Source organism: Rummeliibacillus sp. POC4 (assembly GCF_003576525.1).
GTDB lineage: Bacteria > Bacillota > Bacilli > Bacillales_A > Planococcaceae > Rummeliibacillus.
In genome coordinates, this window is record NZ_QWUA01000061.1 from 1 (window position 1) to 21,956 (window position 21,956).

At 30.9% G+C, this 21,956-nt stretch carries 23 protein-coding genes; 20 read left to right on the forward strand and 3 right to left on the reverse strand.

Going from position 1 to position 21,956, the window contains the following annotated elements:
• Nucleotides 1-10 precede the first annotated feature (10 nt).
• The 20 genes from D1606_RS14355 (at nt 11) to D1606_RS14445 (ending at nt 20,262) form a co-directional block, all read left to right on the forward strand.
• A complete protein-coding gene (locus tag D1606_RS14355; protein WP_119416711.1) occupies nt 11-601 on the forward strand; it encodes a peroxidase-related enzyme in 591 nt (196 codons plus the stop codon).
• Nucleotides 602-762: 161 nt separating this feature from the next.
• Entirely contained in the window at nt 763-1,350 is a 588-nt protein-coding gene (locus D1606_RS14360; protein ID WP_119416712.1) for a Maf family protein, read from the forward strand.
• Nucleotides 1,351-1,639: 289 nt separating this feature from the next.
• Nucleotides 1,640-2,113, forward strand: coding sequence for an LbetaH domain-containing protein (locus D1606_RS14365; RefSeq protein WP_199670762.1), 474 nt, complete (start codon nt 1,640-1,642; stop codon nt 2,111-2,113).
• 66 nt (nt 2,114-2,179) lie between these two features.
• Complete coding sequence (locus tag D1606_RS19335; protein ID WP_369973812.1) at nt 2,180-2,275, forward strand: hypothetical protein; 96 nt, start codon at nt 2,180-2,182, stop codon at nt 2,273-2,275.
• Between the two features lie 988 nt (nt 2,276-3,263).
• Nucleotides 3,264-3,896: a sugar transferase gene (locus tag D1606_RS14370; RefSeq protein ID WP_119416713.1), complete on the forward strand. Its 633-nt coding sequence runs from the start codon at nt 3,264-3,266 to the stop codon at nt 3,894-3,896.
• 27 nt (nt 3,897-3,923) lie between these two features.
• Nucleotides 3,924-5,111: a glycosyltransferase family 4 protein gene (locus D1606_RS14375; RefSeq protein ID WP_119416714.1), complete on the forward strand. Its 1,188-nt coding sequence runs from the start codon at nt 3,924-3,926 to the stop codon at nt 5,109-5,111.
• Nucleotides 5,112-5,114: 3 nt separating this feature from the next.
• Nucleotides 5,115-6,152: a polysaccharide biosynthesis protein gene (locus tag D1606_RS14380; protein ID WP_119416715.1), complete on the forward strand. Its 1,038-nt coding sequence runs from the start codon at nt 5,115-5,117 to the stop codon at nt 6,150-6,152.
• A 15-nt stretch (nt 6,153-6,167) separates the two neighbouring features.
• Nucleotides 6,168-7,277, forward strand: coding sequence for a capsular polysaccharide biosynthesis protein CapF (locus D1606_RS14385; protein WP_119416716.1), 1,110 nt, complete (start codon nt 6,168-6,170; stop codon nt 7,275-7,277).
• Nucleotides 7,278-7,280: 3 nt separating this feature from the next.
• Nucleotides 7,281-8,411 (forward strand): non-hydrolyzing UDP-N-acetylglucosamine 2-epimerase, encoded by a 1,131-nt coding sequence (gene wecB / locus D1606_RS14390; protein WP_119416717.1) that lies wholly within the window; start codon nt 7,281-7,283, stop codon nt 8,409-8,411.
• Nucleotides 8,408-9,607, forward strand: a complete 1,200-nt coding sequence (locus D1606_RS14395; protein WP_119416718.1) for a glycosyltransferase — start codon at nt 8,408-8,410, stop codon at nt 9,605-9,607. The genes wecB and D1606_RS14395 overlap by 4 nt, the downstream gene beginning before the upstream one ends.
• A 19-nt stretch (nt 9,608-9,626) precedes the next feature.
• On the forward strand, nt 9,627-10,751 hold the full coding sequence (locus D1606_RS14400) for an EpsG family protein (protein WP_119416719.1): 1,125 nt from the start codon (nt 9,627-9,629) through the stop codon (nt 10,749-10,751).
• Between the two features lie 21 nt (nt 10,752-10,772).
• Entirely contained in the window at nt 10,773-11,780 is a 1,008-nt protein-coding gene (locus D1606_RS14405) for a glycosyltransferase (protein ID WP_119416720.1), read from the forward strand.
• Nucleotides 11,781-11,825: 45 nt separating this feature from the next.
• Nucleotides 11,826-12,689, forward strand: coding sequence for a glycosyltransferase (locus D1606_RS14410; RefSeq protein WP_119416721.1), 864 nt, complete (start codon nt 11,826-11,828; stop codon nt 12,687-12,689).
• A gap of 104 nt (nt 12,690-12,793) precedes the next feature.
• A complete protein-coding gene (locus D1606_RS14415; RefSeq protein ID WP_233548122.1) occupies nt 12,794-14,266 on the forward strand; it encodes a lipopolysaccharide biosynthesis protein in 1,473 nt (490 codons plus the stop codon).
• A 67-nt stretch (nt 14,267-14,333) separates the two neighbouring features.
• Nucleotides 14,334-15,470 carry an ATP-grasp domain-containing protein gene (locus tag D1606_RS14420; RefSeq protein WP_199670763.1) on the forward strand — a complete coding sequence of 379 codons (1,137 nt, stop codon included), beginning with the start codon at nt 14,334-14,336 and terminating at the stop codon, nt 15,468-15,470.
• 30 nt (nt 15,471-15,500) lie between these two features.
• Nucleotides 15,501-16,607: a DegT/DnrJ/EryC1/StrS family aminotransferase gene (locus tag D1606_RS14425; RefSeq protein WP_119416724.1), complete on the forward strand. Its 1,107-nt coding sequence runs from the start codon at nt 15,501-15,503 to the stop codon at nt 16,605-16,607.
• A complete protein-coding gene (gene rfbA / locus D1606_RS14430; protein WP_119416725.1) occupies nt 16,604-17,491 on the forward strand; it encodes a glucose-1-phosphate thymidylyltransferase RfbA in 888 nt (295 codons plus the stop codon). Before D1606_RS14425 ends, rfbA begins: the two co-directional genes overlap by 4 nt.
• A gap of 27 nt (nt 17,492-17,518) precedes the next feature.
• Nucleotides 17,519-18,538 (forward strand): dTDP-glucose 4,6-dehydratase, encoded by a 1,020-nt coding sequence (gene rfbB / locus D1606_RS14435; protein ID WP_119416726.1) that lies wholly within the window; start codon nt 17,519-17,521, stop codon nt 18,536-18,538.
• Nucleotides 18,539-18,639: 101 nt separating this feature from the next.
• A complete protein-coding gene (locus D1606_RS14440) occupies nt 18,640-19,119 on the forward strand; it encodes a metal-dependent hydrolase (RefSeq protein ID WP_119416727.1) in 480 nt (159 codons plus the stop codon).
• A gap of 252 nt (nt 19,120-19,371) precedes the next feature.
• Complete coding sequence (locus D1606_RS14445; protein ID WP_119416728.1) at nt 19,372-20,262, forward strand: 3-hydroxyacyl-CoA dehydrogenase; 891 nt, start codon at nt 19,372-19,374, stop codon at nt 20,260-20,262.
• Nucleotides 20,263-20,647: 385 nt separating this feature from the next.
• On the opposite strand, the gene D1606_RS14450 is transcribed toward D1606_RS14445, so the two are convergent.
• The 3 genes from D1606_RS14450 to psiE all read right to left on the reverse strand — a co-directional run bounded on the left by D1606_RS14450 (nt 20,648) and on the right by psiE (nt 21,923).
• A complete protein-coding gene (locus tag D1606_RS14450; RefSeq protein ID WP_233548121.1) occupies nt 20,648-20,884 on the reverse strand; it encodes a response regulator transcription factor in 237 nt (78 codons plus the stop codon).
• 11 nt (nt 20,885-20,895) lie between these two features.
• Nucleotides 20,896-21,306 carry a hypothetical protein gene (locus D1606_RS14455; RefSeq protein WP_119416729.1) on the reverse strand — a complete coding sequence of 137 codons (411 nt, stop codon included), beginning with the start codon at nt 21,304-21,306 and terminating at the stop codon, nt 20,896-20,898.
• Nucleotides 21,307-21,461: 155 nt separating this feature from the next.
• Entirely contained in the window at nt 21,462-21,923 is a 462-nt protein-coding gene (psiE, locus tag D1606_RS14460; protein ID WP_119416730.1) for a phosphate-starvation-inducible protein PsiE, read from the reverse strand.
• Between the last annotated feature and the right edge of the window lie 33 nt (nt 21,924-21,956).

Genomic DNA, 21,956 nt, shown 5'->3' on the forward strand with positions numbered 1-21,956 from the left:
GAGATAAATTATGTCCAAAACTGAACCAAAATATTCTTATCTAGAACCACCAAATGAGACAGAGGTACCAGAAGAACTGCAAAAAGAATTTGATGCAACAATTGAAACACAATTGAGTCAACAAGGTTTCTTCAATCATTTGTTTAAAATTCTTCCATTAAATGCGAAACAATTTAAAGGATTTTTGGACTTTAAACAGTCCTTATTTGATTCTCAAACGTGTTATCTGAGTAATATTGACAAAGAGATGATAGGGCTCGTCGTATCATCTACAAATTCATGTACTTTTTGTTTGACGACACATGGAGATATACTTCGAGGGCTGACACAAGATCCTGTTTGGGTAGATAAGCTAACTTATAATTACCGTTCAGCAGAATTAACTGAAAAGCAAAGAGCACTTTGCGATTATGCTTATCGTGCAACAAAAAATGTTGCTGAACTAACAACAGATGAAGTAGACAAACTACGAGCAGTTGGTTTCAATGATCATGAAATATTAGAAGCAGCATTCGTTGCCGGATTTTTCAATTATACGAACCGCTGGGTAAGTACAATTGGTGCGATTCCTAATCCGGGGCATTATTCACATAATCGATAAAGATGGGGAAGTCGACGAAATTTATTCTATTGCGAGTATGAGAATGAAGAACATCAATTCATTCTCATATTCGCTTTTTTAATGTCAAATCCCTGTCATGAACTGTTTACTACTAAAATCCTTCAAATTTATGTATGATTACATTCGAAGGAGTGAACAAAATGCAATTTCATACAACAAAATCATTCGTCTTAGCATCTGCCTCACCTAGAAGAAAAGAGCTATTTTCTAGATTACATATCCCTTTTGAAATCATGTCATCTGATGTAGAAGAAACAAGTGTACAAGCATCAACTGTTGACCAATATGTGACAGGAGTCGCGTTATTAAAAGCTCGCGATATCGCCAAAAAAGCACCTGGCAAAGTAATTATTGGCGCTGACACAATTGTCGTAAAGGATAATGTCCTTTTACACAAACCTAAAAACCATGAAGAAGCACTATCACATCTTTATTCACTTCGTGGAAAATCGCACGAAGTATTAACTGCTGTTGCTATTATAGATGAAAATGGCTTAGAGACAACGTTTGTAGAAACAACAAAAGTGGTTTTTAAAGATGCTTCTGATCAGTTAATAGAAGCTTATGTAGCAACCGGAGATCCATTTGATAAAGCAGGTGGTTACGGTATTCAAACTGATGGCATATTTCTTGTTGAACGTATCGAAGGTGACTATTTAAATGTTGTCGGCCTACCTTTAGCCAGACTTTGTGAAGAACTGATAGGACAAAAGCTCATAACTTTATAATAATACTAACACTCATCTTTCAATTATACTGAAAAGGCTATTAGTCTCCAAAATTCTAAATGTAGTAAGTTGAGATTCTTTTAATTCTATCTTCCATTAATTTTCACATAAAGCCACTAGAATATTCATATATTTATTTAGTGGAAAATAATCCGTTAATTTAAATATCCCTCCCAGTTGTAGCGCTAATATCGATATATAGTTCCCAGTAGATATTTTCCGTATATTATGGCATCTAAAATGTAATAGATCATTTTAAAACCTTTAAAAGGTAGAGTGGGTGAGTATAATGGATAACTCTTTGAAAAATGGCGAAAAGCTAGTTATTGTAGGAGCTGGTGAGTTAGCTGAAATTGCATATGAATACTTTTCTTACGATTCCCCATATGAAATAGTTGCTTTTTCAGCTGTGAAAGACTATATAAAAATGGAAAAGCTTTATGATTTACCAGTCGTTCCTTTTGAAGAGATACATCAAATTTATCCGGCAAATGAATATAAAGCATTTGTCGCAGTTCCTTATACTAATTTTAATAGATTAAGAACGAGATTATACCATGAAACAAAAAATAAGGGGTATGAATTAGCATCTTATGTTAGTTCTAATGCTTTTGTTTGGAAGAATGTAACAATCGGGGAAAATTGTTTTATCTTTGAAAACAACGTATTACAGCACCATGTAAGTGTAGGGAATAACGTTATTTTATGGAGTGGTAACCATATAGGGCATCGATCTGTAATTAAGGATCATTGCTTCATATGATCACATGCAGTCATTGCAGGTAACTGCGAAATTGGTGAAAATTGTTTTATAGGAATAAATAGTACAATTAATGATGAAATAAAAGTAGGGAAGGATTGTTTTATTTCATCAGGAGCGTTGGTCATTAAAAATACCGAAAAAGGAAAAATATATAAAGGTTGATGTTTATAGATATTTTAATATTGATAGTGAGCATGTCTTTAATGAAAACCATTAAAAATGCTGTCAATTTGAGTAGGACACTGAATATTATTGCGAGTATGAGAACGAATTCGTTCCCATGTTCGCATTTTTTCGCTTTGATCCGTAGATTTCTTTACAGACACACTTTTTCTGCGTGTACTAACTTCGATCTCATCCTCACTAAAAGGTGTAACTAAGAAGGAAGATATTCTTTTTAACAAAATAATTCTTTTCTGTAGTGGCTTTCAGTTCTGTCTGTTCCCGCTAAGTGCTCCTTCAGCTTCAATCAACATACTATTTCATAAAATGAATATTAGTCAGTCAACCAGAAATGACAAACTTATAACAATTCAAAATATCTTTTTAAATATAGACTTATTGACAGCCCTTCTTACCTCCTTCAATAGTTTCATTCATTAAAAAATCTTTTTTATTACCTCTTCTCAGACTAATTAAAAACATCATCCAAAATCAAAGAATAAAAGAAAACTTCAATTCATATGATGCATGTAGATTATCTAAACTTGTCCCTCAAAAGTTACCTAAAAAGCGCAACTTTTCTAATAAGAAGCGCATAGTTGATCTCTACAAAAAGGACTATAAATCTGTTTTTAAACATTAACGTACCTTGAATGACATATAAAGGTGGGTTACCTCCTTTTATCGAAGGAATATCTTGCGAACTATAGGCGTAACATCTTATATAACTATTTCATCATATATTTAGTCGAATTATCCGAGATTTAGATAGAATAGTTCAAAATTTCTTTAATGATACGACATTCAACGCTTTTTAAGTCGATAGAGAATGAACATAAGGGAAAGCATCGATATATATAATCATTTATATCTTAATGTAAAGGATAAAAAGCCGTAAGAGAGAAATTAAAGCAAAGATAAAAATTTCACAACAATGCTTACTGTTGTAGAAATGGTAGGTGTCTGACATAAGGAAGAAGGTTAAGAGATGTATTTGATAATTAAGAGAGTGATTGATATTGTTTTGTCCACTTTAGGTTTAGTTATTCTATCTCCATTATTTATATTGTTAATGATAATGATAAAAATCGATTCAAAAGGGCCGATTCTGTTTAAACAAAATAGAATAGGCATACATCAATCTCAATTCAAAATTTTAAAATTCCGGACAATGAGAATAGATACTCCACAGAATATCCCGACACATCTTTTCGATAATCCTGATCAATATATTACAAGACTAGGTAAGTTCTTAAGAAAAACATCACTTGATGAATTGCCTCAAATTTGGAATATATTTGTTGGACATATGAGCATAATTGGACCGCGTCCAGCACTTTGGAATCAATACGATTTAATTGAAGAAAGAGAAAAATATCGTGCGAATGATATTAAACCGGGTTTAACAGGTTGGGCACAAGTTAATGGAAGAGATGAACTGCCTATTGAACACAAAGCAAAGTTAGATGGGGAATATGTGAGGAAGCTTAATTTTTGGACGGATTGTAAATGTTTTTTCTTAACTATTATAAATGTAGTAAAAAGTGATGGAATTATAGAAGGTGGGCAAGGAGAAAAAGAAGATTTTCAGCATGAAACGAAGAGATTAAAGGCTAAGTAGTTTTAGATATAGGAGGCTTAAGTATAAATGAACTTACTAGTCATTTGCCAATATTACTACCCAGAGCCGTTTCGAATTACTGATATTTGTGAATCACTAGTTGAGAAAGGCCATGATGTGACCGTTTTAACTGGTCTTCCAAATTATCCAGAAGGTAAAATACTTGAAAATTATCGTAGAGGAAAAAAAAGAAATGAAATAATTAATGGTGTAAAAGTTGTTCGAACTTTTGAAATAGGTAGAGGGACCACTAAGTTTCAACTTTTCTTAAACTATATTAGTTATACATTATCAGCCTCTATAAAAGCTTTTAATCTAAAAGAAAAATTTGATGTAGTGTTGGTGAACCAACTTTCGCCAGTCATGATGGCAATTCCGGCAATAGTTTATAAGAAAAAATATAACAGGAAGATTCTACTTTATTGTCTAGATTTATGGCCAGCTAGTTTAATAGCAGGTGGAATAAAAGAAGGTTCAATATTTTATAAGCTATTTTTTATAATATCGAAATGGATTTATAGTTCAGTAGATTCAATAGCAGTTACATCAAGTATGTTTAAAGAATATTTTAAAAGCAAATTATTTATGAATATAGAAAATATACAACATATTCCACAATATGCAGAAGATATATTTGCTGAAATAGAGGAAAAAAAGGAAAATAGAAAATTTAACTTTGTATTTGCTGGAAATATAGGAGAAATGCAAAGTGTAGAAACAATTGTAAAAGCAGCAAATGAAATGAAAGAAAAAAATAACATTATGTTTCATATAGTAGGCGATGGATCAAAATTAGAAGAATGTATTGTACTTAGTAAAAAATTTAAACTGAACAATATTATTTTTTACGGTAAAAAACCTATCAATGAAATGCCCCAATATTACAGCTTTGCAGATGCGATGTTGATAACATTAAAAAATGATAAAACTATTTCGTATACACTACCGGGAAAAGTACAGTCTTATATGGCAGCACATAAACCTATAATTGGTTCGATTAATGGGGAAACGAGACGAGTTATAAAAGAGGCAGGTTGCGGATATTGTTGTGATGCAGATGATTATAAAGAATTATCAAAAATAATCTTGGAATTCTGTGATAGTAATCAACAAAAATTGATGGGGGCAAATGGATACGATTATTACATTAAAAATTATAGCAAAAAGAGTTTTATATCGACTTTAGAAGAATCATTAATAAAATTAGGGGGCTGAAAAATGTTCAAGGGCAAAACATTGTTGATTACGGGTGGTACAGGTTCCTTTGGTAACGCAGTTATGAAACGATTTTTAGATACAAATATAAAAGAAATAAGGATTTTCTCCAGAGATGAGAAGAAACAGGAGGATATTCGAAAACAATATAAAAGCGATAAGCTAAAGTTTTATTTAGGGGATGTAAGAGACATTGCAAGTGTAAAAAATGCAATGCATGGAGTAGATTACATTTTCCATGCAGCTGCACTAAAACAAGTACCATCATGTGAATTTTTTCCGCTTGAAGCAGTGAAAACAAATGTACTAGGAACAGATAATGTTTTGACAGCTGCAATTGAATATGAAGTAGCAAAAGTAATCTGTCTTTCAACAGACAAGGCAGCATATCCCATTAATGCGATGGGAATCTCAAAAGCTATGATGGAAAAAGTGTTTGTGGCTAAATCTAAAACAGTAAATCCTGAAAAAACACTCATATGTGGAACTAGGTATGGCAATGTAATGGCTTCGCGAGGATCCGTTATTCCGTTATTTATAGAGCAAATTAAAAATGGACAGCCTTTAACTTTGACTGATCCTAATATGACAAGATTTTTGATGAACTTAGAAGAAGCAGTCGAACTAGTTGTCTTTGCATTCCAACATGCAGTTGCTGGAGATATCATGGTTCAAAAATCACCAGCGAGTACTATTAGAGATTTAGCACAAGCCATAAAAGAACTTTTTAATGCTGACAACGATATTAAAATAATTGGCACCCGACATGGAGAGAAGCAATATGAAACACTTTTGACCAAAGAAGAATATGTAGTTGCTGAAGATTTAGGAGGATTTTTTAGAGTTCCTGCAGACCAACGAAATTTGAACTACGATAAATACTTTGTTGAAGGCAGTAAAAAGCTAACGAAAATAGAAGAATACAACTCTAACAATACACATATTTTAAATATTGAAGAAATAAAAGAAAGATTGTTAAACCTAGACTATGTAAAAAATGAGCTAAAAAAATGGAATAACGAAATTCATTTACTCAGATAAAGGTGGAATGATTATATGAAGATTCTTGTCACAGGTGCTAAGGGATTCATAGGAAAAAATCTGATTGCTGAGTTACAAAATAAAGGCTATAACGATATATTACAAGTTACTAGAGAAAGTGATAGTGCTTATCTTGAACAATGTACAAAAGAATGTGATTTTGTTTTTCATCTAGCAGGTGTGAATAGGCCCAAGAATGAGCAAGAATTTTTAGAAGGAAATTTATATTTAACTGCCCAATTAATAGAATTGTTAAAAAAACATAATAACAAAGCACCTATTATTTTCACCTCTTCAATTCAAGCTGAAATAGATAATCTTTATGGCAAAAGTAAGAGAGCAGCTGAAGATTTACTACTAGAATACTCTGAGAATGAAGGAGCGGAAGTTTTTATTTTCCGTTTAGCAAATGTATTCGGTAAATGGAGTAAACCAAACTACAACACAGTGGTTGCAACATTCTGCCATAACATATCAAGAAATCTAGATATTGAGATTTCGAATCCCGAAGCGAAAATCACTCTATGCTATATAGATGATGTAATAGATGAATTCTTGAAAATACTAAAAGATACGACTACTGTTCAAGGTAATTATTATGAGGTTCCTGTAACCTATAAAGTTAAACTCGGAAAACTAGCAGAGCTTATAAGAAGTTTTAAAGAAAGTAGAACCAATTTGACGATCCCAAATATGGAAGACGCATTAACGAAAAAGCTTTACAGTACGTATTTAAGCTTTTTACCAGAAAATGAATTTTCCTATAATTTAAAGATGAATACGGATCATCGTGGAGCATTTATAGAATTTTTAAGAACACCTGAAAGAGGTCAGGTCTCTGTTAATGTTACAAAACCGGGAATAACAAAAGGCAATCACTGGCATCATACAAAAAACGAAAAATTTTTAGTTGTTAGTGGAGACGGATTGATTCGTTTTAGAAAATTAGATTCACAAGAAATCATTGAATATCGAGTAAGTGGAGAAAAACCAGAAGTTGTAGATATTCCTGTTGGGTATACACATTCAATTGTTAATGTAGGAGACAGTGACTTAGTAACCATTATGTGGGTAAATGAATGCTTTGAACCTGATAAACCTGATACGTATTTTTTGGAGGTTTAGCTGATGAAAAAATTAAAAGTTATGACCGTCGTTGGAACTAGACCTGAAATCATTAGACTATCAGCCGTTATTCGTAAATTAAATGAATCAAAAGCAATTGAACATACGCTTATACACACAGGACAAAACTATGATTATGAATTAAATGACGTTTTCTTTCACGATTTCAACTTAAAAAAGCCGGATTTTTTCTTAAATGCTGCTACAGGAACAGCTGTTGAAACAATCGGCAATATATTAGTGAAAATTGATCCCATCTTAGAAGCAGTAAATCCAGATGCTCTTTTGGTATTAGGTGATACCAACAGCTGCTTATGTGCTATAGCAGCAAAAAGAAGACATATCCCAATTTTCCATATGGAAGCAGGAAACAGATGTTTTGACCAAAGAGTACCTGAAGAAACCAATCGGAAAATTGTCGACCATATTGCTGACATTAACCTAACCTACAGTGATATTGCGAGAGAATATTTACTAAGAGAAGGGCTGCCAGCAGATAGAATCATCAAAACAGGAAGTCCTATGTTTGAAGTGCTTCATTCAAGAAAGGAAAATATTGAAAAATCAAATGTCCTCGAAAAGTTAGATCTTGAAGAGGGAAAATATTTTGTAGTATCAGCCCATAGAGAAGAAAATATCAATTCAGAAACAAACTTCACAGATTTAGTAGAAACAATCAATACACTTGCAGAAAACTATCGCTTACCAATCATCATCAGCACACACCCCAGAACAAGAAATAGGATGCAAGCAAAAGAAATTGAATTTCATCCATTCGTTAAAGTCTTAAAACCACTAGGATTTAATGATTATGTCAAACTTCAAACTAAAGCAAAAGCAGTACTTAGCGATAGCGGTACCATTAGTGAAGAATCATCCATCTTAGGTTTCAAAGCACTTAATATAAGACAAGCTCATGAAAGACCTGAAGCCATGGAAGAAGCTTCTGTGATGATGGTTGGGTTAAAGAAAGAACGAATCTTACAAGGATTAGAGATACTAGAACAACAAAACATAAATACATTTCGACCAGTTAGTGACTACAGTATGCCGAATGTATCAGAGAAAGTGTTAAGAATCGTTTTATCGTATACAGATTATGTGAATCGGGTTGTATGGGGTAAAAATTTATGAAAGTATTACAGATAAACTCAGTTTGTGGGATAGGGAGTACTGGAAGGATTGCAACGGATATCCATCATATTTTGTTAGAACAAGGACATGAAAGTTATATCGCGTATGGTAGAGGGCAAGCGATAAATTGCGAAAATGCTATTCGAATTGGGACTGAATTTGATAATTATACTCATGTTGCTTTAACACGGTTATCTGATAAACATGGATTTGGATCGAAGAAAGCAACTAAGGAGTTTATAAAGAAGGTTGAAAAAATTAATCCAGATGTAATTCATCTACATAACATTCATGGATATTACATCAATATAGGAGTGTTATTTGATTATCTAAAAAAGGTTGATAAACCTGTTATTTGGACATTACATGATTGTTGGGCATTTACAGGGCACTGCTCTCATTTTGATTTTATTCAATGTGATAAGTGGAAGAAGGGATGTCATTTATGCCCACAAAAAAGCGAATATCCATCTAGTTTTTTATTAGATTGTTCAAATTTGAATTATAAAAAGAAAATGGAGATATTTACAGGTGTAAAAAATCTTACCATCATAACTCCATCTAAATGGCTTGCTAATTTAGTGAAAGGTTCCTTTTTAAAAGAATATCCGATTAAAGTTATCAATAACGGTTTAGATTTAGAAAAATTTAAACCTACAATAAGTGATTTTCGAATGAAATATAATATAGAAAAAAAGTCTATCATATTAGGAATAGCTAATGTATGGAATACTAAAAAAGGAATTGAATACTTCTTAAATCTTTCAGAAAAAGTTACTAAAGATAAAGTGATTGTTTTGGTTGGATTAACAAAAAAACAAATTGAAACTCTACCGCAAAACATAATTGGAATTAGAAATCTTCAAGATGTTAAGGGATTAGTGGAAATTTATTCAGCTGCAGATGTGTTTGTAAATCCAACATTAGAAGAGGTGATGGGAATGACCAATATCGAAGCATTAGCTTGTGGTGTGCCTGTAATAACATTTGATTCTGGAGGATGTTCAGAAAATATAGATGAAAGGTGTGGCATATTAATCAAAAAAGAAAATAGAGATCAATTAAGTAAAGCGATAGAAAATCTGCTTCACAAAGGGAAATCTAGTTATTCTAATAATTGTTTGAAAAGAGCTCAATTATATTGCAAAAAGGATAAATATAATGAGTATATCTCCACTTACATAAATAGTATCTAATAGAAGAAGGTGATTCAGTATGTATTATGCTATTTATGCTTTTGGTCTTTTTTTTGCATTTATAAATGGTAAAAGTAAAATGATTTTTTTATTCTTTCTATCATTTTTATCGTTAGTTGCTTTTTTTCGATATGGCGTAGGACCTGATTATTTTGCATATCAATATTTATTTAATAGATTAAACATATCTCCAATTAACGAGTTTTTACATGGTGTTGATCAACAGGAAATTTTCTTTAGAATTTTCGGCTCATTCTTAAAAGGATTAGGTTTTTCCTACCAACAATATCTTATAGTGATTGCAATTATTAACTTGTATTACATTAGTAAAATATGCTTGAAGTATAGTGATAATCCAGTACTTTCCTTATTGCTCTACTTTTGCTTCTATTATTTTGTTTGGACATTTAGTGGATTAAGACAAGGACTTACTTTAGCAATAGGGATATATTACTTAATTCAATGTATCGAGAAGGATAAAGTAATAAAGCTAATAATAATAACCTTATTATTAGCATTAATACACTTATCATCTATCATACTAATACCCTTATATTATATTTCTAAAATAGATCTTAAGAAAAAAACGCTTATATATTTAGTGGTATTTAGCATTCTTATATCCTTGTTACCAATTGGTCCATTAATAAGTCAATTAAATGGAATACCTTTTATTGATAGAATATTACCTTATACAACACCTTATTCCGGAGTAAATAATATACTTGATTTTCAAAGTGTTATCAGAATCTTGTTTTTAATAATTGCCTTTTTCTATTACGATTTTTATATATCAAAGGGTGAGCATTCAAAACAATTAATTAATATTTACATCCTAAGTTATTGTTTTTATTTTATATTTAAATTCTCTGAACTTTCAGCAGCAAGAATTGCTCTTTATGGAGGGGTTTTAAATATAATATTATTCACAAATTTTTACTATCTATATAAAGATAGAATGAATAAATTAATTTATTCTATATGTTTAATTATTTTAAGTGTACTTTATTTAACGAAAGAGTTAAATTCTCTAGAAAGGCTTACAGGATTAGACTCAGTAGAGTCTTTTCAAACTCCGTATACAAATATATTTAATAATAATGAATACTACTTTAAAAATAAATATATTAAAATTTTAGATTAATTAACTCAGGGAGAAATTTATATGAAAATCAGTGTTATTATTCCGGTTTATAATGTTGAAGATTATTTAGCTCAATGTATAGAGAGTGTCTTAATGCAATCCTATAATAATTTGGAAGTTTTATTAATAAACGATGGATCTACGGATAATAGTAAAGTAATATGTGAAAACTATGCCCAAAAATATCGTTGCATTAAATTAATAAATAAAGAAAACGGGGGCCTATCTGATGCTAGAAATGTTGGAATATTAAACGCTACTGGTGATTATTTAATATTCATAGATTCTGATGATTATTGGGCAGAAGATTTTTTATATGACTTAGTTGAAATATTAATAAACTCTACTACTTTAGATTTTATTTTTTTTAAATATAAAATATTGTACCAGCAAAGAAATATAGTAGTAGAATCAAATATTAAAATCAGTAGGAAAATAAGAAATACAGATGGTAAAACTTTTCTTGAATACATTTTTACGCATAACAAAAACTTTAATTGGTATGCTGTTCTATACCTTATAAATAGAAAATTTATTCTTCAAAATAAGTTATTTTTCGAAAAAGGAAAACATTACGAGGATGTTCTTTGGACACCTCAGCTATTTTTAAAAGCAAGAAAAGTAAGATTTTACGATAAATCATTATATGTTTATAGACAAGAAAGAAGCGGAGCTATTACAACTAACTTAACAAATAAAGATATCAATGACGGAATTCTAATCTCAAAGTTTTGGTATGAAGAACTTAAAAAAAGAGTAATTAATAATAATCTTAAAATTCAGTTATTAAATAATCTTTGTACTCGCTATTTTGTTGCAATTTGGTTTTCTGGAAAATTCACTAACATAGAAAAAAATAAAACGGTTAAATTATTACAAGAAAATCGAGCTGTTTTAAAATGCGGAAAAGGAATTATTAAAAAGGTGACAGCTTTAATATGTGGAGTTTTAGGATTTAGAGTTTGTATGACATTGTTTGAATACGTTTTATTGATCAAACAAAAATTTACCAAACAAAAAATAACTTAATTATATTGAGCTTAATAATATCATGAATCAGGGAGAGTATTATAAATGGAAAATATTTTAGTGAGTATTAACTGTATAACGTATAACCATGAAAAGTATATAGCTGATGCACTTGACAGCTTCTTAATGCAAAAAACAAATTTTAAATTTGAAATTTTAATTTATGATGATGCATCTACAGATAGGACTGCAGAAATTATTCGAAAATACGAAGAAAAATATCCGGAAATTATAAAACCTATATATCAATTGGAAAATCAGTATTCAAAAGGTGTTTCAATTGAAATGTTTAATATAAATAGAGCCAAAGGAAAATATCTCGCCATTTGTGAAGGTGATGATTTCTGGATAGATCAGTATAAACTTCAAAAGCAAGTGGACTATATGGAAAAACATCCAGAATGTAGTTTATGCGTACATGCTGGTAACATAGTTTCTGCTTTAGATAAAAAACTTATTGCTAAATATCATTCACATAAAGGAAACAAAATCTATAAAGTTTCTGAAGTGATTGAAGAAGGGGGAGGTCTTTTTCTAACCAACTCGATGTTTTGTTTAACAGAATTGGTACTTAATAGACCTAGATTTGTTCAAATTTCTCCAGTAGGAGATTATCCATTAGCTATTCATTTAGCGTTATTAGGGAAGGTATATTATATAGATGAAATTATGTCAGCATATAGAATTGGAGATGAGGAATCTTGGACTATGTTAAATTTCACTAACTTGGAAGATAAGAAAGATCACTTTAAGAATATTGAAAAAATGCTACATGAATTAAATCTATATACAAATTATCAGTATCAAAAAATAATAGAAAAAACAATACTTAAAAATCGCTTTTTTCTTTTAGTAGAACAAAGAAAATTTAGTGAATTAAAATCTAAAGAACTATTTAGCATATATTAAAATTTGAGTATAAGAAGAAAGTGTATCATTTTAATGAATCAATATTGTCCGTCTTTTCTGAATTTCCTTAAATTTATCAGAAGGCGGTTGGTCAAGTGGGCTATATGGTAACAAAATCAAAAGTTATATCTTCTTTAATATGGAGAATTTTAGAAAGAATTGGAACGCAAAGTATCCAATTTATAGTAGTTATTGTACTAGCACGTTTTTTAGGACCAGATCAATTTGGGTTAATCGTATTGGTAATGGTTTTTGTAGTTGTTGGAAGAGTTTTAGTACAAAGTGGCTTTAATACCGCTATTATTCAAAAGAAAGATGCTGATATTATTGACTTTTCTTCAGTATTTTATTTTAACATCTTTATAGCAACCTTACTTTATATATTTCTTTATACTACTGCACCATTAATAGCAACTTTTTTTGATCAAAAGGATTTCATTATTGTACTTAGAGTACTCTCGTTAATACTTTTTTTTGGAGCATTAAATTCTATTCAAATTGCAATTATTGCTCGTAATCTGCAGTTTAAAAAGCTTTTTGTTAGTAGTCTTGGTGCAATTATAATTTCTGGGCCGGTTGGAATCGTCATGGCATATTTAAATTTTGGAGTCTGGGCTATTGTAGTACAACAATTATCAAATCAATTTGTTCTTACTTTAATATTATGGATTGCCCTTAAATGGAGACCTCAACTAGTTTTTTCGTTTGAAAGAATTAAAAATCTCTTTTCTTTTGGTTGGAAGCTTTTAGTTTCTGATTTACTAGACACACTATATATAAATTTACAAAGTTTAATAGTGGGTAAATTATTTAGTCCGACTACACTTGGATTTTACAATAGAGGAGAACAATTTCCAAACTTGCTTGTAAACAATATAAATGGTTCAATACAATCCGTAATGTTGCCAACCTTATCGTTCTTTCAGGAAGATAGAAAAAGATTAAAAGATATCGTTAGAAGATCTATTGTCACCGGAACATTTATTATTTTTCCAGTGATGATAGGACTTGCTGTAATTGCAGATCCACTGATTGAGATTTTATTAACAAATAAATGGTCTAAAGTTGTTCCATATCTTCAAATCTTCTGTGCTGCCTATGCTTTATTGCCAATTCATACAGCGAATTTACAAGCAATAAATGCTCTAGGACGCAGTGATGTATTTTTGAAACTAGGAATTATCAAAACAATCGTATCTTGTATAATTTTAATTATTTGTATACCCTTCGGTGCTCATGTAATGGCATTAGGAGTGATTTTGAGTAGTGTTATATCATTTTTTATTAATGCTAGTCCTAATGTTAAACTTCTTAATTATAGTATTCAAGAGCAATGTAAAGATATTATTCCTTCGTTAATTTTATCTTTAATAATGGGGGGGATAGTATATACAATTCATTGGGCCAGTTTGAATCCTATAATAATGCTACTTGTTCAAATTACAATTGGGATAATAATTTATGTTGGTTTATCAATCATTTTTAAAGTTGAATGTTTCTCATATCTTATAAAATCTTTAAAAGAGGTACTTGCAAACAAAAAAACAAAATTAATAATTGAAAAAGAGGCGAATTAAAATAAAAAGATTATTAATGCTTGGTGGTTCATATATTCAGATTCCAATTATTAAAACTGCAATTGAAATGGGGCATTATGTTATTACATGTGATTATTTAGAAGATAATCCTGGTCATAAATATGCTCATGAATATTATAATGTCAGTACGACTGATAAAGAAGGAGTACTTGCTTTAGCAAAATCATTAAACATAGATGGAATTGTTTGTTACGCATCAGATCCAGGTGCACCAACAGCAGCATATGTAGGAGAGCGCTTAGGATTGTCATCTCAACCATATAAATCAGTTGAAATATTATCTATGAAAGATAAATTTAGAGAATTTCAAAAGAAAAATAATTTTAATGTCCCCAAATCACAAGGATATAGCTCCTTGAAAGAAGCAATGTCAGATCTTCATAAATTTAAGTTTCCTATTATGATCAAACCAGTTGATTCTTCAGGTAGTAAAGGAGTCTCAAAAATAGATTCAATGGAATTTTTTAAACAGAAAGTAGAATATGCTTTGAGTTTTTCAAGGTCTAAGCGTTTTATTGTAGAAGAGTATATTGAAAGTAAAGGTAATTTTGTTTCAGGAGATGGTTTTTCGGTTAATGGGGAACTTGTATTTAGAAGTTTTGCAAACACAATATTCCCTAAATCAGGATTAAATCCATTTGTTCCAATTGGTTCTAGTTGGCCAAATTATTTACCTGAACAAGTTCAAAATAAAATTCATGATGAAATTCAGAGACTCCTAAATTTACTAAAATTGAAAACAGGCGCATATAATTTTGAAATTATTGTTGATAATTTAGGTAATGTTTATTTGATGGAAATTGCAGCTCGTAATGGTGGAGAATGGGTTTCTCAAACTACAAAGTATGCAACTGGAGTTGATTTATTGGAATATACAATAAAGGCAGCATTAGGAGGAAATTGTAGCGATTTAAAAATGGCCCCATCAAAAGGTTATTGGGGCATGTATATTCTTAATAGTCAACAAACAGGTATTTTTAAAGAGGTTTGGTTAAATGAAGCTTTGAAAAATAATATTGTTGAATTTGAATTAGTGGTACAGCCAGGAGATTATATTGAGGCTTTGACAGGTTCCCATCAAAAAATTGGATTAATGATTTTGAAGTTTACTTCAATTGAAGAAATGCAAGAGAAGATGGAGAATATCACTGATTTGGTTAAAGTAATATTGAATAATCATTAATATTATATAGAATATGAGGTGATAACATTAATGTTCACTCCTATCCAAGTAACAAAATCCTCAATTCCACCTTTTGAAGAATATATAGAAGAAATAAAAGATCTGTGGGAGACACATTGGTTGACGAATATGGGGGCGAAACATCAAGAGCTTGAACAAAAACTATTAGATTATTTAAATGTGCCAAACCTTTCTCTTTTTTCTAATGGTCATCTTGCATTAGAGAATGCACTTTCCGCATTTAATTTAAAAGGAGAAGTTATCACGACACCTTTCACCTTTGCCTCCACAACACACGCTATTGTAAGAAATGGCCTGAAGCCTGTATTTTGTGATATTAACCCCGAAGACTACACAATCCAAACAAATCAACTAGAAAGCTTAATAACAGAAAATACATCAGCAATTGTTCCAGTTCATGTGTATGGGAATATTTGTAATGTTGAGGATATAGAAAGACTCGCACGAAAATACAATTTAAAAGTCATCTATGATGCAGCGCATGCATTTGGTATTACATATAAAGGAGAGAGTGTTGCTAATTTTGGTGATGCCTCCATGTTTAGTTTCCATGCAACAAAAGTGTTTAACACCATTGAAGGAGGGGCGTTAACTTTTAAGGACCCTCAGCTTATACCAGTATTAAATGCATATAAAAACTTTGGGATAACAGGACCAGAGTCTATCGAGTATGTGGGTGGCAATGCAAAAATGAACGAATTTCAAGCTGCGATGGGACTTTGCAATCTTCGAAATGTCGAGAAAGAAATACAAAAAAGAAAATGTGTATATGAAAGATATATAGAGCAACTAAGTGAAATTAAAGGAATTAAATTCCCGTTTATTCAACAAGATGTAAAAAGTAATTATGCTTATTTCCCTGTTGTATTTGATAATTATAAATTTTCTAGAGATGAAGTATGGGAGCTGTTAAAAGAACAGGATATTTTTGCTAGAAAATATTTTTATCCACTTACAAATAGTTTTGAATGTTACAGAAATAGATTTAATCCGAATGATACACCCGTTGCAAACTATATAGCTGACCGAGTATTAACGTTACCGCTCTATGCTGATTTTGATTTAGAAGATGTTGATCAAATTTGTAGAATCATAAAAGGGGGAAGTACTAGATGAAAGGGATTATATTAGCGGGAGGATCTGGTACAAGACTATATCCTTTGACAAAGGCTGTATCGAAACAAATGCTTCCTATATATGATAAACCAATGATTTATTATCCCTTATCGGTTCTTATGTTAGCTGGTATTACAGACATTTTAATTATTTCAACTCCTCGAGATATCGTTAGTTTCCAAGAACTTTTAGGAGATGGCACATCACTAGGTATCAACTTGACTTATGAAGTGCAGACAGAACCAAATGGCTTGGCTGAGGCATTTATTATTGGGGAAAAGTTTATAGGTAATTCACCAGTAGCATTAGTCTTAGGTGACAATATATTTTATGGCTCAGATTTTGGTAATCGACTTCAAAGAGTATCAACATTAACAACTGGTGCCGTTATATTTGGCTGTCATGTAAAAGATCCAAGTGCTTATGGTGTAGTTGAAGTAGATAAAGATAGAAATCCTATTTCAATAGAAGAAAAACCTGAATTTCCAAAATCCTCTTATGCGGTGCCAGGATTATATTTCTTCGATAATGATGTAGTGAGTATTGCAAAAAATGTACAACCATCGGCCAGAGGTGAAAAGGAAATTACGTCAATTATTGAGCATTATTTAAAAAGTCAAAAGTTAAAAGTAGAGGTTTTAGGAAGAGGACTTGCTTGGTTGGATACAGGTACTCACGAATCTCTTCAACAAGCATCTAATTATGTGGAAGCTATTCAAAAAAGACAAGGAATGTACATTGCGTGTATTGAGGAAATTGCTTATAGAAGAGGGTATATTACGCAAGAACAATTACTTGCGCTTGCAAAACCCCTTATGAAAACAGAGTACGGACAATATTTAGAAGAGATTGCACTGCAATCATCTGGAAAAATATTAGCATAAGCATAAGCCGTTTAATCGGAGGTGGATTTGATGAGAAAAAAAATACTCATTACTGGCGGTGCAGGATTTATCGGTGGAAATTTTGTACAATATATGGTTAATAAATATCCTGAATATGAAATCTACAATTTAGATTTAATGACTTATGCAGGAGACTTAACAAAGCATCAATCCATTGAGAAAATGGGGAATTACCATTTTGTTAAAGCTGATATTACAGACGTAGATACAATTATTCCTCTATTTGAAAAAGAGAAATTTGATTATGTCGTTCATTTTGCAGCAGAAAGTCATGTGGACCGGTCGATAAAGAATCCAGGAATTTTTGTTCAAACAAATGTAGTGGGAACTCATGTTTTACTAGAGGCAGCAAAAGAGACAAAAGTTCAGAAATTTGTTCATATATCCACAGATGAAGTATATGGGCAGTTAGACTTGAATCCCACATCATATTTCACAGAAGATACGCCTTTACAACCTAATAGTCCATATAGTGCCAGTAAAGCTTCATCAGATTTGCTAGTACGTTCTTATCACGAAACATATGATTTACCGATAAATATTACACGTTGTTCTAATAATTATGGACCGTTTCATTTCCCAGAAAAGCTTATTCCATTGACAATTACTCGAGTATTGAACGATCAAAAAGTTCCCATATACGGAGTAGGAAATCATATTAGAGATTGGTTACATGTATATGATCATTGTAAAGCGATTGAGCTAGTTTTGCATAAAGGCATCAATGGAGAAGTTTATAATATCGGTGGTCATAATGAACGAACAAATTTAGAAGTGGCAAAAACGATTATCCATACGCTTGGAAAATCAGAAAAGTTAATAGAATTTGTGCCAGACCGGTTAGGACATGATTTACGTTATGCAATAGACCCCACAAAAATAAAAAGACTTGGATGGGAACCGACATATACATTCGAATCAGGTATACAACAAACGATTAACTGGTATTTAGAACACAAATACTGGTGGCAGAAAATTATAAGTGGAGATTATCGTAACTATTTTGATAGGCAATATTCTTTATAAATGAGTGTGGAATATAGAAAAGTAAGTAATAATACAAATTTCATTTAAAATAGTGTAAAATCATTACATTGCTATATTAGAATAATTAAGGAGAAAAAAGCATGACAGGAAATACTCACATCTTAGGCGGAATTGCATCAAGTCTTGCTTTTGTACAAATTACAAATTATGATCCAATAATATTAGTTGGTGCAAGTGTATTTGGCGCGTTACTTCCAGATATTTGTCATACAGGCAGTAAAATAGGAAGGACATTTCCTATCATTTCAAAAATCGTAAACACACTATTTGGTCACAGATCTATTACGCATAGTTTACTTTTTCTGATTCTTATGATATTGCTAATGACAAGATATATTTCAAACGATTCAATTATAGCGGGGATTTTAATTGGTATGATCAGTCACTATATTTTAGATATGTTCACCAAAAAAGGGATTATGTTATTGTTCCCACTGAACATAATGGTGCGATTTCCAATAACAACACGTACAGGAAGTAAAACAGAAAATGTTGTTGCTTTTCTATTATCTCTACTTTGTCTATATTTAGGGTTTGAAACGATAAAACATTCAATTTAATCCAGTTTGTTAAAGATTCAAATGAGATTCATCTAAAATAATATATGGTGAAAATACATCATCCATTAAAAAATAGCTAATCAAAAAGACATTTTTACTTAGTTTAAATTGTCTTGAGATTTAGCTTTTTTTATTGGAAACTATAACTCTATTAAAAGTAAGTAAATACTTACTTTTTTATTGACTTTTAAAGGAGAAAATAGTAATAATAAAATTGTAATGATAATATGCGTTCAAAAGGAGATCATTTATATGAATTTCAAAAATGTAACTGTAGCAGGTAGTGGTGTTCTAGGAAGTCAAATTGCTTTTCAAACTGCATTTCATGGCTATAATGTAAGTGTTTATGATATTAATGATGCTGCATTAGAAAAAGCAAAAGAACGTCTAACTGGTTTAAAAGATACTTATGCAACATATTTCAATGATGCAAAAAAAGCAGCAGAAGCACTTGAACGTTTTACATTTAGTTCAAATTTAAAAGAAGCTGTCAAAGATGCAGATTTAATCATCGAAGCAATTCCAGAATTAGAAAAGATTAAAATTAAATTCTATCAAGATTTAGCAACTGTTGCGCCAGAAAAAACAGTCTTTGCTTCTAACTCATCAACAATGGTTCCTAGTCAATTTGCTGATTATACTGGTCGCCCAGAAAAATTCTTAGCATTACATTTTGCGAACGAAGTATGGAAAAACAATACTGCTGAAGTAATGGGACATCCAGGAACAGACAAAAAATACGAACAAGAAGTGATTGATTTTGCAAAATCAATTGGTATGATTCCTCTTCATATTCTTAAAGAACAACCTGGCTATATTTTAAATTCTTTATTGGTTCCATTTTTAAGCGCTGGTCAAGCATTGTTAGCGAAAGGTGTGGCTGATCCTGAAACAATAGATAAGACATGGATGCTAGCAACAGGAGCACCATTAGGACCTTTTGCTATTCTAGATGTTGTTGGATTACAAACTGCATATAATATTGTTGCTACAGAAGCAAAGCATAATCCAGCAGTACAACCTATAGCTGATATGTTGAAAACTCAATTTATCGATAAAGGGAAAATGGGAAAAGCTACAGGGGAAGGTTTCTACAAATATCCAAACCCAGCATATTTAGATCCGGATTTCTTAAAAGCATAAGATTTGAATTTGTTAGAGCATAATATTAGCCATTTGATAAAGTATTTACTTTATTAAATGGCTTTTTTACATAATGGGAGACTGAATTCAGATTCTACTAAAAGATCATTGAAAAATTTCTCTTCGAAATATCGAAAATATTTCCTAGGGAATAATTATTATTAAAATTCAGAAAAATGAAGTATTTTGTCAAAATGCGTACATTGTTGTCGTAAGGGTGTTTGAATACTAAGACACTTCGAAAAACAAATCAATACTCAGCTGTAACTATAAGGGGATAAGACCTGAACTTTATGATTGGTTCAACTGACACACAATGGATGAAGACGAAATATCCACTGTGTGATGTTTTATTCTTAAATATGCTTTTATAAGGGGAAATTATTTATTTTAATAAAAGCATTGCTTTAGAACGTGAATTGACACCTAATTTACTATATATATTTGTTAAATATACACGAACAGTACCTTCAGAAAGATAAAGCTGATTGGCGATTTCTTTATTTGTTGCACCTTTAGATAGTAAAGTTAATATTTCCATCTCGCGCGATGTAAGTGATTCAAATCGATGATCTGATGAATCAGAACTTTCAAGCAAATAATTTACGTATGAAAGAGGCACCTTATTCTCATTTATACTTTCAAATACTCGATGAATTGTGTTAGCATCGAATGAATAGTCTCATTTTTAATTAGATGATAATCATCGAGAATCATGGAGATTTTTTGATTAATATTGCTAATTTCACTTATAAAAGAATCTATTAAGAACTCTAAATTGGATGGATCTTGAGAAGATAATAGTGAGGAGAGTTCTAAATTGATATCAGTTTGTGTAACTTCAGAAAGCGTATTAATAATATATTGCCAAAATCGCATGGGGTCATTATCTGCTGAATCAATCGATAACCACGCTATGGTTGTATTAGTTTTGTGTAACCATTGACTTAATATTGTTGTCTTTCCATATCCTGCAGGTGCGCGTAGTATTGTCAGTTTTTTTGCATAATCATTATTAAGTATTTTATATAATCTATCACCCACTAAAATACAATAAATTACATATAAATATTCGTAAATTTAGTATAATGTTGTCGAATAATTGAGGCTTTTATGAGAATCCTAATCTGTTAATAATGTTTGAAATTCTATATTATAATTTTGAATTATTTCATAATTATTGGAGATTTAATACAGCACTATTCTATTTTAGTTTTTCTCTTATAAAATATTTTCATAGGGCGTTCTAGAGGGGTAATGTTGATAATGAAGTAGCTGATGATGAGCAATAATATAACAAATGCATAAAGAAGCATACTTTTTGCATCCGAATGGTCAATAATTACAAGTCGAATCATTGCAGTTATACCGATATAGATGAAATACCGTAGTGGGAAGTGATAGTCCTCTTTAAAGTATTTAACAATCATGGTGATAAACTCAAAGTAGAGAAAGAAGATTAAGATGTTCGCAAAAAAGACCTCATGTTCGTGAGTGGTCTTATGATGACTGAAAAGTATTTCGAAAAAAACAATAAGTTCTTTAACCATTAAAATGGCTAAAAATAAGGCTAATATGATCAAACAAATATTGAGAAACCATTGGAGTATTCTTGGAACTAGATGTTGCATTTTTAACATAATCTCCTTAGACTTTTCCATTCGCATCCCCCGTTTCGATTAATAATCTCTTAG

What these genes read in the sequence shown, in the direction of transcription:
- D1606_RS14380 (WP_119416715.1), top strand. Translation starts at nt 5,115, where the DNA reads ATGTTCAAGGGCAAAACATTGTTGATTACGGGTGGTACAGGTTCCTTT.
- wecB (WP_119416717.1), top strand. Translation starts at nt 7,281, where the DNA reads ATGAAAAAATTAAAAGTTATGACCGTCGTTGGAACTAGACCTGAAATC.
- D1606_RS14415 (WP_233548122.1), top strand. Translation starts at nt 12,794, where the DNA reads ATGGTAACAAAATCAAAAGTTATATCTTCTTTAATATGGAGAATTTTA.
- D1606_RS14400 (WP_119416719.1), top strand. Translation starts at nt 9,627, where the DNA reads ATGTATTATGCTATTTATGCTTTTGGTCTTTTTTTTGCATTTATAAAT.
- D1606_RS14445 (WP_119416728.1), top strand. Translation starts at nt 19,372, where the DNA reads ATGAATTTCAAAAATGTAACTGTAGCAGGTAGTGGTGTTCTAGGAAGT.
- rfbA (WP_119416725.1), top strand. Translation starts at nt 16,604, where the DNA reads ATGAAAGGGATTATATTAGCGGGAGGATCTGGTACAAGACTATATCCT.
- D1606_RS14370 (WP_119416713.1), top strand. Translation starts at nt 3,264, where the DNA reads ATGTATTTGATAATTAAGAGAGTGATTGATATTGTTTTGTCCACTTTA.
- D1606_RS14365 (WP_199670762.1), top strand. Translation starts at nt 1,640, where the DNA reads ATGGATAACTCTTTGAAAAATGGCGAAAAGCTAGTTATTGTAGGAGCT.
- D1606_RS14440 (WP_119416727.1), top strand. Translation starts at nt 18,640, where the DNA reads ATGACAGGAAATACTCACATCTTAGGCGGAATTGCATCAAGTCTTGCT.
- D1606_RS14410 (WP_119416721.1), top strand. Translation starts at nt 11,826, where the DNA reads ATGGAAAATATTTTAGTGAGTATTAACTGTATAACGTATAACCATGAA.
- D1606_RS14425 (WP_119416724.1), top strand. Translation starts at nt 15,501, where the DNA reads ATGTTCACTCCTATCCAAGTAACAAAATCCTCAATTCCACCTTTTGAA.
- D1606_RS14420 (WP_199670763.1), top strand. Translation starts at nt 14,334, where the DNA reads ATGGGGCATTATGTTATTACATGTGATTATTTAGAAGATAATCCTGGT.
- psiE (WP_119416730.1), bottom strand. Translation starts at nt 21,923, where the DNA reads ATGGAAAAGTCTAAGGAGATTATGTTAAAAATGCAACATCTAGTTCCA.
- D1606_RS14395 (WP_119416718.1), top strand. Translation starts at nt 8,408, where the DNA reads ATGAAAGTATTACAGATAAACTCAGTTTGTGGGATAGGGAGTACTGGA.
- D1606_RS14360 (WP_119416712.1), top strand. Translation starts at nt 763, where the DNA reads ATGCAATTTCATACAACAAAATCATTCGTCTTAGCATCTGCCTCACCT.
- D1606_RS14355 (WP_119416711.1), top strand. Translation starts at nt 11, where the DNA reads ATGTCCAAAACTGAACCAAAATATTCTTATCTAGAACCACCAAATGAG.
- D1606_RS14405 (WP_119416720.1), top strand. Translation starts at nt 10,773, where the DNA reads ATGAAAATCAGTGTTATTATTCCGGTTTATAATGTTGAAGATTATTTA.
- D1606_RS14385 (WP_119416716.1), top strand. Translation starts at nt 6,168, where the DNA reads ATGAAGATTCTTGTCACAGGTGCTAAGGGATTCATAGGAAAAAATCTG.
- D1606_RS14375 (WP_119416714.1), top strand. Translation starts at nt 3,924, where the DNA reads ATGAACTTACTAGTCATTTGCCAATATTACTACCCAGAGCCGTTTCGA.